Origin of the sequence: Dactylosporangium sp. NPDC050588, assembly GCF_040654975.1 — a bacterium.
GTDB classification, from domain to species: Bacteria; Actinomycetota; Actinomycetes; order Mycobacteriales; family Micromonosporaceae; genus Dactylosporangium; species Dactylosporangium maewongense.
On the sequence record NZ_JBFAJA010000081.1, the window covers coordinates 30,804 to 45,249 of the forward strand.

Annotated in this window: 15 protein-coding genes; 3 read left to right on the forward strand and 12 right to left on the reverse strand. The window is 73.6% G+C overall.

Annotated features, from left to right (window positions below; translation table 11 throughout):
• The first annotated feature begins 25 nt into the window (after nt 1-25).
• A complete protein-coding gene (locus AB0I21_RS43005; protein WP_360569466.1) occupies nt 26-2,809 on the forward strand; it encodes a BTAD domain-containing putative transcriptional regulator in 2,784 nt (927 codons plus the stop codon).
• Nucleotides 2,810-2,836: 27 nt separating this feature from the next.
• Here the strand turns inward: AB0I21_RS43005 and AB0I21_RS43010 are convergent, their stop codons facing one another.
• The 3 genes from AB0I21_RS43010 to AB0I21_RS43020 are packed head-to-tail and all read right to left on the reverse strand — an operon-like array spanning nt 2,837 to nt 4,760.
• The gene (locus AB0I21_RS43010; protein WP_360569468.1) at nt 2,837-3,532 is read right to left on the reverse strand and encodes a hypothetical protein; all 696 of its coding nucleotides are present in this window, start codon (nt 3,530-3,532) and stop codon (nt 2,837-2,839) included.
• Complete coding sequence (locus AB0I21_RS43015; RefSeq protein ID WP_360569470.1) at nt 3,529-4,404, reverse strand: ABC transporter ATP-binding protein; 876 nt, start codon at nt 4,402-4,404, stop codon at nt 3,529-3,531. Before AB0I21_RS43015 ends, AB0I21_RS43010 begins: the two co-directional genes overlap by 4 nt.
• Nucleotides 4,401-4,760: a GntR family transcriptional regulator gene (locus AB0I21_RS43020; RefSeq protein ID WP_360569472.1), complete on the reverse strand. Its 360-nt coding sequence runs from the start codon at nt 4,758-4,760 to the stop codon at nt 4,401-4,403. Before AB0I21_RS43020 ends, AB0I21_RS43015 begins: the two co-directional genes overlap by 4 nt.
• Nucleotides 4,761-4,862: 102 nt before the next feature.
• Here AB0I21_RS43020 and AB0I21_RS43025 point away from each other — a divergent pair, with 102 nt between their 5' ends.
• Entirely contained in the window at nt 4,863-5,345 is a 483-nt protein-coding gene (locus AB0I21_RS43025) for a hypothetical protein (RefSeq protein ID WP_360569524.1), read from the forward strand.
• A 118-nt stretch (nt 5,346-5,463) separates the two neighbouring features.
• Here AB0I21_RS43025 and AB0I21_RS43030 read toward each other — a convergent pair whose 3' ends face one another.
• Nucleotides 5,464-5,649 (reverse strand): DUF4236 domain-containing protein, encoded by a 186-nt coding sequence (locus AB0I21_RS43030; protein ID WP_344503610.1) that lies wholly within the window; start codon nt 5,647-5,649, stop codon nt 5,464-5,466.
• Between the two features lie 83 nt (nt 5,650-5,732).
• Here AB0I21_RS43030 and AB0I21_RS43035 point away from each other — a divergent pair, with 83 nt between their 5' ends.
• The gene (locus AB0I21_RS43035) at nt 5,733-6,104 is read left to right on the forward strand and encodes a PH domain-containing protein (protein ID WP_344503609.1); all 372 of its coding nucleotides are present in this window, start codon (nt 5,733-5,735) and stop codon (nt 6,102-6,104) included.
• A gap of 61 nt (nt 6,105-6,165) precedes the next feature.
• Here AB0I21_RS43035 and AB0I21_RS43040 read toward each other — a convergent pair whose 3' ends face one another.
• The 8 genes from AB0I21_RS43040 to argC all read right to left on the reverse strand — a co-directional run bounded on the left by AB0I21_RS43040 (nt 6,166) and on the right by argC (nt 14,377).
• Nucleotides 6,166-7,062 (reverse strand): NADP-dependent oxidoreductase, encoded by an 897-nt coding sequence (locus tag AB0I21_RS43040; protein ID WP_360569475.1) that lies wholly within the window; start codon nt 7,060-7,062, stop codon nt 6,166-6,168.
• A 22-nt stretch (nt 7,063-7,084) separates the two neighbouring features.
• Complete coding sequence (gene argH, locus AB0I21_RS43045) at nt 7,085-8,524, reverse strand: argininosuccinate lyase (RefSeq protein WP_360569477.1); 1,440 nt, start codon at nt 8,522-8,524, stop codon at nt 7,085-7,087.
• Between the two features lie 29 nt (nt 8,525-8,553).
• Nucleotides 8,554-9,060 carry an arginine repressor gene (locus AB0I21_RS43050; protein WP_344503606.1) on the reverse strand — a complete coding sequence of 169 codons (507 nt, stop codon included), beginning with the start codon at nt 9,058-9,060 and terminating at the stop codon, nt 8,554-8,556.
• Nucleotides 9,061-9,103: 43 nt separating this feature from the next.
• Nucleotides 9,104-10,012, reverse strand: a complete 909-nt coding sequence (gene argF / locus AB0I21_RS43055; protein ID WP_360569479.1) for an ornithine carbamoyltransferase — start codon at nt 10,010-10,012, stop codon at nt 9,104-9,106.
• Nucleotides 10,012-11,178 carry an acetylornithine transaminase gene (locus AB0I21_RS43060; protein WP_360569481.1) on the reverse strand — a complete coding sequence of 389 codons (1,167 nt, stop codon included), beginning with the start codon at nt 11,176-11,178 and terminating at the stop codon, nt 10,012-10,014. Before AB0I21_RS43060 ends, argF begins: the two co-directional genes overlap by 1 nt.
• 85 nt (nt 11,179-11,263) lie before the next feature.
• A complete protein-coding gene (gene argB / locus AB0I21_RS43065) occupies nt 11,264-12,148 on the reverse strand; it encodes an acetylglutamate kinase (RefSeq protein ID WP_360569483.1) in 885 nt (294 codons plus the stop codon).
• Nucleotides 12,149-12,194: 46 nt separating this feature from the next.
• The gene (gene argJ, locus AB0I21_RS43070; protein ID WP_360569485.1) at nt 12,195-13,370 is read right to left on the reverse strand and encodes a bifunctional glutamate N-acetyltransferase/amino-acid acetyltransferase ArgJ; all 1,176 of its coding nucleotides are present in this window, start codon (nt 13,368-13,370) and stop codon (nt 12,195-12,197) included.
• Nucleotides 13,367-14,377 carry an N-acetyl-gamma-glutamyl-phosphate reductase gene (gene argC, locus AB0I21_RS43075; protein WP_360569487.1) on the reverse strand — a complete coding sequence of 337 codons (1,011 nt, stop codon included), beginning with the start codon at nt 14,375-14,377 and terminating at the stop codon, nt 13,367-13,369. The genes argJ and argC overlap by 4 nt, the downstream gene beginning before the upstream one ends.
• Between the last annotated feature and the right edge of the window lie 69 nt (nt 14,378-14,446).

Consider the following 14,446-nt stretch of genomic DNA (forward strand, 5'->3'; position numbering starts at 1 on the left):
ACCGTTGGGGGCGGCGGCGTTGCGGGTGAGGCTTCTCGGTCCGGTCGACGTGCTCGTCGACGGTGCCGCGCGCCCCGTGCGGGGGCAGCGGCGCAAGGCGGTCCTCGCGGTCCTCGGCCTGCACCCGGGCGAGGTCGTCAGCACCGGGCGCCTCGTCGACCTGGTGTGGGGCGACGCTCCCCCGCCCAACGCCGTCAACGCGTTGCAGAGTCACGTGTCGTACCTGCGACGCACCCTCGGCGACAAGGCCGTCATCGCGTCCCGTCCACCCGGCTACCTGCTCGACGCGGGCGGCGACGGCACCGACGTCGCGGTCGCCGAACGGCGCATCGCCGCCGGCCTGCGGGAGGCCGACCCCGCGGCCCGCGCCCGCCACCTGCAGGCCGCGCTCGAGCTGTGGCGCGGCACGCCCCTCGCCGACACCGGCGGGCTGCCGTGGCTCGACGAGCAGGCCGAGCGGCTCGGCCAGCTGTGGCTGCGCGGCCGGCGCGCCCTGCTGGAGGCGCGGCTCGGGCTGGGGCAGCACGCGCAGCTGCTGCCGGACCTGGAGCAGCTGACCCGCGAGCACCCCTTCGACGAGCAGCTGCACGGGCTGCTGATGCTCACGCTGTACCGGCTGGGCCGCCAGGCCGACGCCCTCGCGGCGTTCCGGCGGCTGCGCGGCACGCTCGACGACGACCTCGGCATCGAGCCCGGCGCCGCGCTGCGCGACCTGGAGGCGGGGATCCTGCGCCAGGACCCGGAGCTGGACGCGCCCGCCCCGGTCGCCGCCGCCGCCCCCGCGGTGCCGGCCCAGCTGCCCTTGGCGGTGGGCACGTTCGCCGGCCGGACCGGCGAGCTCGCCCGCCTCGACTCGCTCCTCACCGGAGCCACCGCAGACACCGCAGACACCGCCGGCGGGGTCGCGGTCGCCGCGGTCACCGGGACCGCGGGCGTGGGCAAGTCGGCGCTGGTCGTGCACTGGGCGCACCGCGCCGCCGGGCGGTTCCCCGACGGCCAGCTGTACGTCAACCTGCGCGGCTTCGACCCCGGCGGCCGGCCGGTCGACCCGGCCGACGCGGTCCGCGGGTTCCTCGACGCGTTCGGGGTCGCCGCCGCCCGCGTCCCCGCCGGGCTCGCCGCGCAGGCCGGCCTGCTGCGCAGCCTCCTGGCCGGCCGGCGGGTCCTGATCGTGCTCGACAACGCCCGCGACGCCGAGCAGGTCCGGCCGCTGCTGCCCGGCACCCCCGGCTGCCTCGCGGTCGTCACCAGCCGCGACGCGCTCACGTCGCTGGTCGCCCTCGAAGGGGCGCTGCCCGTCGCCGTCGACCTGCTCAGCGCCGGCGAGGCCGGTGACCTGCTGGTCCGCCGGCTCGGCGCGGCCCGGGTCGCGGCCGAGCCCGCGGCGGTCGCCGAGATCGTGGCCCGCTGCGCGCGGCTGCCCCTGGCGCTCGCGGTCGCCGCCGGGCGGGCCGCGACCCGGCCGGAGCTGCCCCTGGCGGACCTGGCGGCGTCGCTGCGCGCCGCCGGGACGCCGTCCGGCACGCTGGACGCGATCGCCGGGGACGACCCGGTGTCCGATCCGCGGGCGGTGTTCTCCTGGTCCTACCGGGCGCTGCGACCGGCGGCCGCCGAGCTGCTGCGCCGGATGAGCCTCGCCCCCGGCACGGACCTCGGCGCCGGCGCGATCGCCAGCCTCGCCGGCGTCCCGGCGGCCGCGGCCCGGGTCCCCCTGGCGGAGCTGGTGCGCGCCAACCTCGTCTTCGAGGACACGCCCGGCCGGTTCTGCCTGCACGACCTGCTGCGGGCGTACGCCGCCGAGCAGGCCGCCGTCCACGACGCGGCGCCGGGCCACCGGCTGGCCGTACACCGGCTGCTGGACCATTACCTGCACACCGCCGACGCGGCGGCCCGCCTGCTCGACCCGGCCCGCGGCCCGCGGCGCCTCGGCGACCCGCAGCCCGGCACGACCGTGCCCCGGCCCCAGACCCGCGGCGAGGCCCTGGCCTGGTTCGACGCGGAACGCGACCCGCTGCTCGCGGCCGTGCGCCTCGCCGCCGACGCCGGCTTCGACGGGCACACGTGGCGGCTCGCGGCCGCGGTCACGACGTTCCTCGACTGGCGCGGGCGGTGGCACGAACTCGCCGCCGTCCACGAGACCGCGCTGCGGGCCCAGCTGCGGGGCCGGTCACGAACTCAGCCGCCGGTTGTGGACCACGCGGGCCTCGGTGACACCGCGTGCGCGCTGGGTCGCACGTACGCCCGGATCGGCCGCTACGAGGACGCCGAGCACCACCTGGGCGCCGCGATGTGGGTGCACGAGCAGGCCGGCGACACGGCGGGGCTGGCCCGGGCCGGCTACCACCTGGGCGGGCTGGCGCTGCGCCTGCGCCGGTTCCCGCAGGCGCTGACCCTGACCGAGGAGGCGCTGCGCCGCTTCGACCGGCTCGGCGACCGGATCTGGCGGGCCCGAGCCCTCAACGCCACCGGCTGGATCCACGGCCACCTCGGCGAGCACCGGCAGGCCCTGCAGCGCTGCCGGGAGGCGCTCACCGAGACGATCGAGCTCGACGACCGGCACGGCGAGGCGGGCGCCTGGGACGCGGTCGGCCACGCCCACCACCGGCTCGGCGACCCCCGCCAGGCGATCGCCTGCTACGGGCACGCGCTGCGGGCGTACCTGGAGCTCGGCGACCGCTCCGGCGAGGCCGCGGTCCTGGCCCACCTCGCCGATGCCCACGACGACGACGCAGACCCGGTGACCGCCGCCGAGCACCGCCGCCGCGGCCTGTCGATCCTCAGCACGCTGGATCCCGCACCGGGGGTATGACGGGGGCGTGACGCCCGGCGCCGCGGGTCAGGCGGTCGCCTTGCGCAGCGCGGTCCAGGACAGCGCGGTCAGCAGCACGACGGCGAGCGAGGGCCAGCCGGCGAACAGGGACAGCGCGCTCTGGTCGAGGAACCAGTCGCCGACCGCCGGCCACCTGCCCGTCCTGGTGATGAGGGCGGCGGTGAGCCCGAGGACGACCATGACGGCGGTGATCGCGCCGAAGACGCCGTTGGTGCGCCAGCGCACGTACACGGCGCCGAGCGCGATCCCGATGAGGCTCATCAGCAGCAGCGGCACGCCGTACATGAGCAGCTGGGCCGGCACGCCGTAGGTGTCGAGGGAGCCGATGCCGAAGAACCGCATCCGCAGGCCCCACCCGCCGGTGGCGGCCTCGACCGCCTGGAGGACGACGAGGAGCACGGCGTAGATGACGGTCTGCGCGAGGGTGAACAGGCCGATCGCGGCGCCGAACTCGCGCCGGGTCACGCTCATCCCGAGCGCGAACGGGAACTGCTGCGCCATCGCGACCGCCCCGAACACGAGCGCGGTGATGTAGACGCTGGCCAGGCCGCCGGTCACGGGACGGTCGCCCATCTCGTCGCCCATCGAGCCGAACAGCACCAGGTTGGTGGCGAACGCGATGCCGAGGATGACCAGGGGCCAGACGAGGCCGTCGCGGCGGCCCGCGGCCTGCATGCGGACGATGGCGAAGACGCGGTTCATGAGGCGGCCTTCCGTGCGGTGATGCGGACGACGAGCTGCTGCAGCGAGACGGGTTCCAGCTGGACGCCGGCCTCCCGGGCCGCGCCGGCCGGGACGGCGCCCCGGACGGTGGCGCGGGTGAGCGGCCCGAGCTGCTCGCGGTGCAGCTCGTCGGTGTTCACGGTGAGCCGGTCGACGGCCGGCGCCGGGCCGGTGACGGTGACGACCTGCCCGCGCAGCGCGTCGGCGGCCTCGTCCAGGACGATCCGGCCGCGCTCGATGAGCAGCACGTGCTCGATGAGGTCGCCGACCTCGTCGATGAGGTGGGTGGAGAGCACGACGGTCCGCGGGTGCTCGGCGTAGTCGGCGAGCAGCCGGTCGTAGAACAGCTGGCGGGACACGGCGTCCAGGCCCAGGTACGGCTCGTCGAAGAACGTCAGCGGCGCCCGGGACGCGAGCCCGACGGTGACGCCGAGCGCGGACAGCATGCCGCGGGACAGCTTCTTCACCAGCCGGCCGACGGGCAGCTGGAAGTCGGCGACGAGCGACCGGGCGAACGCCTCATCCCACTCGGGGAACAGCAGCCGGCCGGCGAGCAGGACGTGCCGCACCTTGAACGTGTCCGGGTAGCGCTGGCTCTCCTTGACGAAGCTGACCTGCCGCAGCACCTGGCTGTTCTCGACCGGGTCGGCGCCGAGGACGCGGATCGTGCCGGCGGTGGCGAACTGCTGGCCGGTGAGCAGCTGCATGAGCGTGGTCTTGCCGGCGCCGTTGCGGCCGAGCAGGCCGTAGATGCCGTTGCGGCGCAGGTCGAAGCTGACGTCGTCGAGCGCGGCGACGGAGCCGAACCGCTTCGAGACGCCCTGCACCGACACGACGGGGGTGGTGGTCATCGCTGCTCCTCGTGGCGGTCGATCATCGTCTTGAGCTCGTCGGCGTGGATGCCGAGCTTCGCCGCCTCGGCCAGCAGCGGCTGCAGGTACAACTCGCTGAACTGCTCCTTGCGGCGCTGCCGGAGCCTGGCCCGCGCGCCCGGGGAGACGAACATGCCGATGCCTCGCTTCTTGTAGAGCACGCCGTCGTCCACCAGCTGGTTGACGCCCTTGGCGGCGGTGGCGGGGTTGATCCGGTGAAACGCCGCGAGCTCGTTGGTCGACGGGACCTGCGCCTCCTCGGGCAGCGAACCGTCGACGATCGACGTCTCGATCTGCTCTGCGATCTGCAGGAAGATCGGCCGACCCTCATCCATCGGCTTGGTTCGTCGGTTCATTACTCATGTAACTAACCATGCAACCTCGCCGCCGCCGCGTCAAGCCCCGCGTCGCCGGGGTAGCGTCGAAGCGTGCAGAAGATGGCATGGATGGCCGTGCGCGACCGGGACCCGGCGGCGGCGCTCGGGCTCACCGAGCTCGGCGAGACCGGCTGGCGGGCCGGCGTCGACCTGGCGTACTTCACCGACGACCGCCTGATCGTGACGCCCCCGGTCGACGGGTGGGTCCTGGTCCTGGGCATGGCGCTCATGAAGGACCGGCCGGACGTGACGGGGCTCAGCGCGGCCCTGGAGACCGAGGTGCAGTTCTTCTCGTCACATCGAGGGCTGCAGGTGTACCGGTGGCAGCGCGCCCGGTCGGGGGATCTGCTCCGGTCGTTCGCCGCCACCGACGGCGAGATCGACGAGATCGGCGAGGCGTCGGACCTGGAGCGGTCCTTCGGTCAGCTCGTCGACGACGGCGACGTGCACCGGGTCGCGGCCCAGTGGAGCGTCGACCCGGGCACGGTGAACGTCCCGGTGCGCGTGTTCAGCAACGGGTCGTCCTCCCGCGGCGACCGGTAGGCGGTTTCGGCCTCCGCGGGCTTCTTCGACTGCGGCTGCTCAGCCTCAGCTTCGGCTTCTCAGCAACGGCCTTCGACCGCTGCCGAGCTGCGGCTTTGCTTCAGCTGCCGCGGGGCTTTCAGCTGCCGCTGCGGCGGCCGCGGCTGCGCCACGAGAACGGGCCGGGCAGGTCGTAGCGGTGTGCCCTGGTCTTCGAGTTCCACGACCACTTGCCGATCTTCAACCCCCACGAGGACAGGCCCTTCGGGGTGAAGTTCAGCACCAGCGGGCCGAAACGCATCGCCTTGCGGAACAGGATCGGCACGGGTCCTCCTCGACGTGATGTGCCGTCCAGGATGACCCATGCGCGCCACCGGCCGGGTTGAGGGGTCGGTCTACGTTGGACACATGGCCCAACAGGTGAAGTACGACCGCCGTGAACAGTTCGAGCAGATCCAGTCCGGCCTGCTGCCCGGCGAGACCATCATCGCCGTCTACGACGCCGTCGGCATCGGCACCGGGTTCATCGGCCTGACCGACCGCCGCGTGATCCTGCAGGACCGCTCGTTCGTCGGCAAGCGGCTCGCGCTCACGTCGATCCCCTACCAGAAGGTGACCGCCGTCTCGATCGTGAGCAACAAGTCGTGGGCGGGCAACTTCTTCAGCAGCGGCAACATCGCCGTCCACGTCGGCGCCCACACGTATGAGATCGAGGTCCGCGGGGTCGAGAAGACCCAGCACATCCACAACGTGATCCTGCACTACGCCGTGTCCCACTGACCCACGGCCGGGCTGCGGCGGGGCTGCGGCTGGGCTGCGGCTGGGCTGGGCTGCGGCCGGCTTACGGCGTCAGGACCACCTTGCCGGTCGTGTGGCCGAGCTCGCCGTACTCGTGCGCGCGGACGACCTGGTCGAGCGGGAAGACCCGGTCGACGTGGACGGTGAGCCGGCCGTCGAGCACGAGCGCTGTGAGATGCTCGAGGCCGGCGCGGTCGGGCTCGGCGAGCAGGAACACGCCGCCCGCCTCGATCACGGCGGCCTCGTCCGCGCCGTTGAGGGCGACGAGCGCCCCTTCCGGCCCGAGGGTCGCCACCAGCTCCGGGATCTGCCCCGCGATCGTGGCGACGGCCACGTCGATGTCCTTCACGCCGGCCAGGTCGCCCGGCCGGTGGTCCAGGACCTCGTCGGCGCCGAGGGACCGCACGAAGTCATGCTTGGGCGCCGACGCGGTGCCGATCACGTACGCGCCGCGGGCCTTCGCGATCTGCACGGCGAGGTGGCCGACGCCGCCGGCCGCGGCCGGGACCAGCACCCGCTGCCCGTCGAGGACGCCGGCCGTCTCGACGAGCACCTGCCAGGCGGTGAGGCCGGCGAGCGCGAGCCCGCCGGCCTGCTCGTGGCTGAGGTTGAGCGGTTTCAGCGCGAACTGCCGGGCGGGCCCGGTGACGTACTCGGCGTAGGCGGCCGCCTCCCCGGGGAAGCGGGGCATGCCGAACACCTCGTCGCCGACGGCGAACCTGGTGACGCCGGTGCCGGTCGCCGCGACGACCCCGGACAGCTCCCAGCCGACGGTGAACGGCGGGGTGCCGAGGAAGCCGCCGCCGGAGCGGACCTTCCAGTCGACCGGGTTGACTCCGGCGGCGTGCATCTCGACCAGGATCTCGGTCGGGCCGGGGTGCGGGACGTCGGCCTCGGTGACGCGCAGCACCGACGCGTCGCCGAGCACGTTCTGCGTCACCCGTCGCACTGTGTCACCCGCATCATTCGGACGGTAGCACCGTCTCCGCCGCCCAGGACCGCCAACTGTCGAGCTTGCCACCGGCGACCGCGAGCTGGTCGGCGACCGGCCCGGGGCCAGTCGACCCGGGCGTGGTGCGCGCCGCCAGGGCGCCGGGGACGGAGAACACCTCGCGGACCGCGGGCGTCAGGTGCGGGCTGACGGCCTGCAGGTCCTCGTCGGAGACCTCGTCGAGGCCGACGTCGCGGGCCGCGGCGAGCACGACGAGCTTGCCCGTGATCTCGTGCGCGTCGCGGAACGCCACGCCCTGCCGGACGAGCCACTCGGCGACCTCGGTGGCCAGGGTGTAGCCGACGGGCGCCTGCTCGGCGAGCCGGTCGACCCGGACCGTCATCGTGGAGACCATCCCGGCCATCGCGGGCAGGACCAGCTCCAGGGTGTCGACCGCGTCGAACACCGGCTCCTTGTCCTCCTGCAGGTCCCGGTCGTACGCCAGCGGCAGGCCCTTGAGCATCGCCAGGACACCGGTGAGACCGCCGATGAGCCGGCCGGACTTGCCGCGGGCGAGCTCGGCGATGTCGGGGTTCTTCTTCTGCGGCATGATCGACGACCCGGTCGCGAACGCGTCGTCGAGCTGCACCCAGCCGAACGCGGGGGTCGTCCACAGCACGACCTCCTCACCGAGCCGCGACAGGTGCACGCCGGTGAGGGCCGCGACGAACAGGAACTCCGCGACGAAGTCCCGGTCGGAGACGGCGTCGATCGAGTTGGCCGCGGCGCTCGCGAACCCGAGCTCCTTCGCCACCTGCGTCGGGTCCAGCGGCAGCGACGACCCGGCGAGAGCGCCGGCGCCGAGCGGGCTGACCGAGGCGCGCGCGTCCCAGTCGCGGAGCCGGTCGAGGTCGCGCAGCAGCGACTGCACGTGCGCGAGCAGCTGGTGGCCGAACGCGATCGGCTGCGCCGGCTGGAGGTGCGTGAACCCGGGCGCGGGCGTGTCGACGTGCCGGGCGGCCTGCTCGACGAGCGCGTCGGCGAGCTCCACGATCCGGGCGGCGACGCCGCGGGCGTGGTCACGCAGGTACAGCCGCAGGTCGGTGGCGACCTGGTCGTTGCGGGACCGGCCGGCGCGCAGCTTCCCGCCGAGCGCGCCGAGGCGCTCCAGCAGACCCCGCTCGAGGGCGGTGTGCACGTCCTCGTCGTCGACCGTGGGCCGGAACTCGCCGGCGGCGCACGCCGACTCCAGGTCGTCGAGCGCGGCGAGCATCCGGCCGAGCTCGTCGGCGTCGAGCAGCCCGGCCCGGGCGAGGACCCGCGCGTGCGCCCGCGACCCGGCCAGATCGTAGGGCGCCAGCCGCCAGTCGAACTGCACGCTCACCGACAGCCGGGCGAGGGCCTCGGCGGGCCCGCCCGCGAACCGGCCGCCCCAGAGACGGGTCGGGGACTCAGAAGACGAAGTTGCCACGCGACGATCCTTCCATGTGCAAGATCGCGTTATTTCGACGGGCCGTCGAGATGGGCCCATTCGGTGAGTTTCGCCGCGAGCAGCTCTCCGGCGGTCGGCTGCCCGAGCGGGTCGGGCCCCTGCCGGGCGACGACCATGATGGTGTCGTCGCCGGCGATGGTGCCGACGATGTCGGGCAGCCCGGTGCGGTCGATGGCGCTGGCGAGGAACTGCGCGGCGCCCGGCGGGGTGCGCAGGACGACGAGGTTGCCGGAGCTGTCGGCGCCGGTGAGCAGCTCCCGCAGCAGCCGGATCAGCCGGGTCGGGGCCTCCTCCGCCGGGCGCAGCGCCCGCTCGCCGTCCTCGGGGATGAGGTACTCGCCGCGGACCTTGACGGCCCGCAGCTCCTCGAGGTCCCGCGACAGCGTCGCCTGCGTCACCTGGATCCCGTCCGCGGCCAGCAGCTCCGCGAGCTCCGTCTGCGACCGCACCGCCGACCCGCGGATCAGCGACGCGATCCGGTCGTGCCGCGCGGCCTTCGAGACGGGAACGCTCATGACGTCGCCCCGGCCGCGCCGCGGCGGTCGCCCTCCGCGCCGCTCACGAATGGTCCAGCAGCCAGGCCAGCAGCGCCTTCTGGGCGTGCAACCGGTTCTCGGCCTCGTCCCAGATCGCGCTCTGCGGGCCGTCCATCACCTCGGAGGTGATTTCGTCGCCACGGTGCGCGGGCAGGCAGTGCAGCACGATAGCCTCGGCATGGGCGTTCGCGAGGAGCTCCGCGTTCACCTGGTAGGGGCGGAAGGGCGTGATCCGGTCGAGCCCGTCGCCCTCCTGACCCATCGACGTCCACGTGTCCGTGACGACGACGTCCGCGTCCTTCACGGCCTCCGCAGGGTCCGGCACCCATTCGACGCTGCCCCGCCGGCGCGCGGCGTCCACAATGGACGCGTCGGGCTCGAAGCCGGCCGGGCCGCTCAGGCGCACCCGCATGCCGGCGGTGACCCCGGCGAGCGCGTAGGAGTTTGCCATGTTGTTCGCGGTGTCGCCGAGGTACGTGAGGGTCCGGCCCTCCGTCGAGCCGAGGCGCTCCCGTACCGTCAGAAGATCCGCGAGCAGCTGACACGGGTGGAAACCGTCGGTGAGCGCGTTGACGACCGGCACCGTCGCGTGCTCGGCCAGCTCCGCCACGCGGGCGTCCACATTGGACCGGATGACGATCGCCGACACGTACCGCGACAGGACCTTCGCCGCGTCGCCGATCTCCTCGCCCCGGCCGAAATGGGTGCTGACCGCGTCGATGATGAGCGGGGTGCCGCCGAGCTCGGCGATGCCGACCTCGAACGAGACCCGCGTCCGCAGCGACTGCTTCTCGAAGATGACGGCGACGGACCGCGGACCGGCGAAGGGCTTGAACCCGTGCCGGTCGGCCTTCATCGCCGCGGCCAGGTCGAGGATCTCCGCCTGCTCGGCCGTGGTCAGGTCGTCGTCCCTGAGCAGATGACGAGGCATCAGGCCCGCACCGCGTCCAGGGCCGGGCCGAGCGCGGCGAGGAACGCGTCGGCCTGCTCGTCGGTCAGGATGAGCGGCGGCGCGATGCGCAGCACGTCCGGCTGCGCCGCCTGGGCGAGGAACCCCGCGTCGCGCAGCACGGCGGCGAGCGCGCCGGCGGCCGGCCCGTTGAGGACGATGCCGAGCAGCAGCCCCGCCCCGCGGACCTCCCTGACCAGCGGGCTCTCGATGGCCTCGACGCCGCGGCGGATGCGCTCGCTGAGCTGCTTGACGTGCTCGAGGAGTTGCTCGGACTCGATGGTGTCGAGGACCGCGAGGGCGGCGGCGCAGCAGACCGGGTTGCCGCCGAACGTGGAGGCGTGCTGGCCGGGGCCGAGCAGGGTGGCGGCGCCGTCGAACGCGATCATCGCGCCGAGCGGCAGCCCGCCGCCGAGACCCTTCGCGAGGGTGACGACGTCGGGGCGCACACCCTCGGCCTGGTGGGCGAACCAGTGCCCGGTCCGGCCGATGCCGGTCTGCACCTCGTCGAGGGCGAGCAGCGCGCCGTGCCGGGCGGTGACCTCCCGCGCGGCGGTGAGGTAGCCGGCGGGCGGGACCACGACCCCGGACTCGCCCTGGATCGGCTCGAGCAGCACCATCGCCGTGTCTCCGTCGACTGCCGCCTCGAGCGCGGCGACGTCACCGTACGGGACGTGCACGACCTCGCCAGGGAGCGGGCGGAACGGCTCCTGCTTCGCGGGCTGCCCGGTGAGCGCGAGCGCGCCCATGGTGCGGCCGTGGAACCCTGCCTGCGCGGCCACGATCTTCGTGCGGCCGGTGCGGCGGGACAGCTTGAACGCGGCCTCGTTGGCCTCGGCGCCGGAGTTGCCGAAGAACACCGCGCCCGGCCGGCCGCCGAGGTCCAGGAGCCGCTCGGCGAGGGCGACGACCGGCGGCGACGCGAACAGGTTGGACACGTGGCCGAGCGTGGCGATCTGCTGCGTCACGGCGGCGACGACCGCGGGGTGGGCGTGGCCGAGCAGGTTGACCGCGATCCCGCCGAGCAGGTCCACATAGGACCGTCCGGCCTCGTCGACGACGACGGATCCGCTGCCGCTGACGAGTCCCAGCGACGGCGGCCCGTACGTGTTCATCACCGACGCCTCGAACCGCTGCACCAGCGTCATGCCGTCACCTCCGCTGCGCTCCGGCGCCGGCCTGACTGAAGCCCGCAATACCGATTCGCGGCCACTCCGCTCCGCTCCGGCCCGCTCATGAGCTCACCACCATGGTCCCGAACCCTTCCGATGTGAAGACTTCCAGCAGCAGGGAGTGGGGCACCCTGCCGTCGACGACGTGCGCGGCGGGCACGCCGCCCTTGACGGCGCGCAGGCACGCCTCCATCTTCGGCACCATCCCCGACTCGAGCGTCGGCAGCAGCTCGGTGAGCTCGTCCGCGGTCAGCTGCGAGATCAGCGACTCCGGGTCCGGGTAGCGGGCGTAGAGGCCCTCCACGTCGGTGAGCACCACGAGCTTGCGGGCCTTGAGCGCGATGGCGAGCGCCCCGGCGGCGGTGTCGGCGTTGAGGTTGTGCAGCACCCCGTCGGCGTCGGGCGCGACCGTCGACACGACCGGGATCCGCCCGGCGGCGATGAGGTCGGCGACGGCGCCGACGTTGACGTGCTCGACGTCGCCGACCTGGCCGATGTCGACCGGCGAGCCGTCGACGATCGCGGGCCGGCGCACCGCGGTGAACAGGCCCGCGTCCTCGCCGGACATGCCGACGGCGTGCGGGCCGTGCTCGTTGATGAGACCGACGAGCTCCCGGCCGACCTGCCCGACGAGCACCATCCGGACCACGTCGGCGGTCTCGGGGGTGGTGACGCGCAGGCCGCCCTTGAACTCGCTGGTGATGCCGAGCCGTTTGAGCATCGCCGAGATCTGCGGGCCGCCGCCGTGCACGACGACCGGCTTGATGCCGACGTGGCGCAGGAACACCATGTCGGCGGCGAACGCGCGCTTCAGCTCGTTGTCGAGCATGGCGTTGCCGCCGTACTTGACGACGACGGTCGAGCCGGAGAACCGCTCCAGCCAGGGCAGCGCCTCGATGAGGGTGTTCGCCTTGCCCAGCGCGATGCCGAGGTTCCGCCCGTTCATGAGACGTTCGCCTTCGCCGTCGCCGTCACGACGTTCGCCTTCGCCGTCATGACGAGTACGCCGAGTTCTCGTGCACGTAGCCCATGGACAGGTCGTTGGTCAGTACCGTGGCCGCCGCCGCACCCGCGTGCAGGTCGACGGTGACCGTGACCTCGCGGGCGCTGAGGTCCACCTTGGAGCGGTCCTCGCCGGCCGCCCCGCCCTTGCAGATCCACACGCCGTTGATGGCGACGTCGACCTCGTCGGCCTCGAACGCGGCCTCCGTGGTGCCGATCGCGGCCAGGATCCGGCCCCAGTTGGGGTCGTTGCCGAAGAACGCGGTCTTCACCAGGTTGTTGCGGGCGATCGACCGGCCGACCTCGACCGCGTCGTCCTCGCTCGCCGCGCCGGTGACCTCGATCGCGATCTCCTTCGTCGCGCCCTCCGCGTCGGCGACCAGCTGCGCGGCGAGGTCCTTGCAGACCGCGGTGACCGCCTCGGCCAGCTCCTCCTGGGTCGGCTGGATCCCGGCGGCGCCGCTGGCCATCAGCAGCACCGTGTCGTTGGTCGACATGCAGCCGTCGGAGTCGATCCGGTCGAACGAGACCCTGGTCGCGGCTCTGAGGGCCGCGTCGAGCACGTCCGCGTCGGCCACGGCGTCGGTGGTCAGCACCACGAGCATCGTGGCGAGCCCCGGCGCGAGCATGCCGGCGCCCTTGGCCATCCCGCCGACGGTGAACCCCTGCCCGTTGCGGGCGGCCGTCTTCGGCACGGTGTCGGTCGTCATGATGGCCTTCGCGGCGTCCGCCCCGCCGTCGCGGGCCAGCCCACGGGCGGCCGCGTCGACGCCGGACAGCAGCTTCTTCAACGGCAGCCGCTCACCGATCAGGCCGGTCGAGCAGACCGCGACGTCGCCGGCCCCGACCGGGAACCGCGACGCCCGCCCCGACAGCACGGCCGCGGTGTGCTCGGCGGTCGCGTGCGTGTCCTGGAAGCCCGACGGCCCGGTGCACGCGTTGGCGCCGCCGGAGTTGAGGATGACGGCCCGCACGATGCCGGCCCGCAGGACCTGCTGGCTCCACAGCACCGGCGCCGCTTTGATCCTGTTGCCGGTGAACACGGCCGCCGCCGTCCAGTCCGGCCCGTCGTTGACGACGAGCGCCACGTCCAGCGCTCCGGCGGTGGCCTTGATGCCGGCGGCGACCCCGGCGGCCCGGAAACCCTTCGGTGCGGTGACACTCATGGCGCGATCCCATCGGCGGTGAGCCCGGCACCCTCAGGCAGCCCGAGCATCAGATTCGCATTCTGTACGGCCTGGCCCGCGGCACCCTTGACGAGGTTGTCGATCGCCGAGACCACGATGATCCTGCCGCTGTCGACGTCCACGGTCGCCTGCAGGTGCGCGGCGTTGCTCCCGAACGTCGACGCCGTGTGCGGCCACTGCCCTTCCGGCAGCACCTGGACGAACTGCTCCCCCTCGTACGCCTGCCGGAGCACCTCGGCGGGGTCCGCGGTGGTCTTCGCCTTCGCCGTCACCGTCGCCAGGATGCCCCGCGGCATCGGCGCCAGGACCGGCGTCATCGACAGCGACGTCGCCCCGGTCGCCTGCTTGATCTCCGGCACGTGCTGGTGCGCCCCCACCTTGTACGGCGACAGCGACCCCATCACCTCGGACGCCAGCAGGTGCACCTTCGCGGACCGGCCCGCCCCCGACGTCCCCGACGCCGCGACCACCACGACGTCCTCGGGGCCGGCGACACCCGCGGCGATCAGCGGCGCGAGCGCGAGGACCACCGACACCGCGTAGCAGCCGGTGTTGGCGACCCGGCTGGACGCCGTGATCCGCTCCCGCTGCCCGGGCAGCTCCGGCAGCCCGTACGTCCACGTCCCGGCGTGCTCGCCGGGGTAGTACCTCGTCCAGTCGGTGGCCGCCGCGAGCCGGAAGTCCGCGCCGATGTCGACCACCTTCACCGACTCCGGCAGCTGCGCCGCGAGCGCCGCGGACTCCCCGTGCGGCAGCGCCAGGAACACGAGGTCGGCGCCGGACTCGGCGAGCACCCCGGCCTCGGTCGGCGCCAAGACGACATCACGCAGCGACCGCACGTGCGGGTGCACCGCTCCAACCTTCGACCCTGCCTGCGCAAACCCGGTTGCCACCCCCAGGTCGAGATGCGGATGCCCGGCGATCAGCCGCAGCAACTCCCCACCCGCATACCCTGAAGCCCCCGCAACAGCGACTCGTATTCCCATGCGTCCAACTGTATCTCTATGCATGCGTTGGTTTCAAGCAGATTGCGGACCCCGTCACTCCCGCCTCGG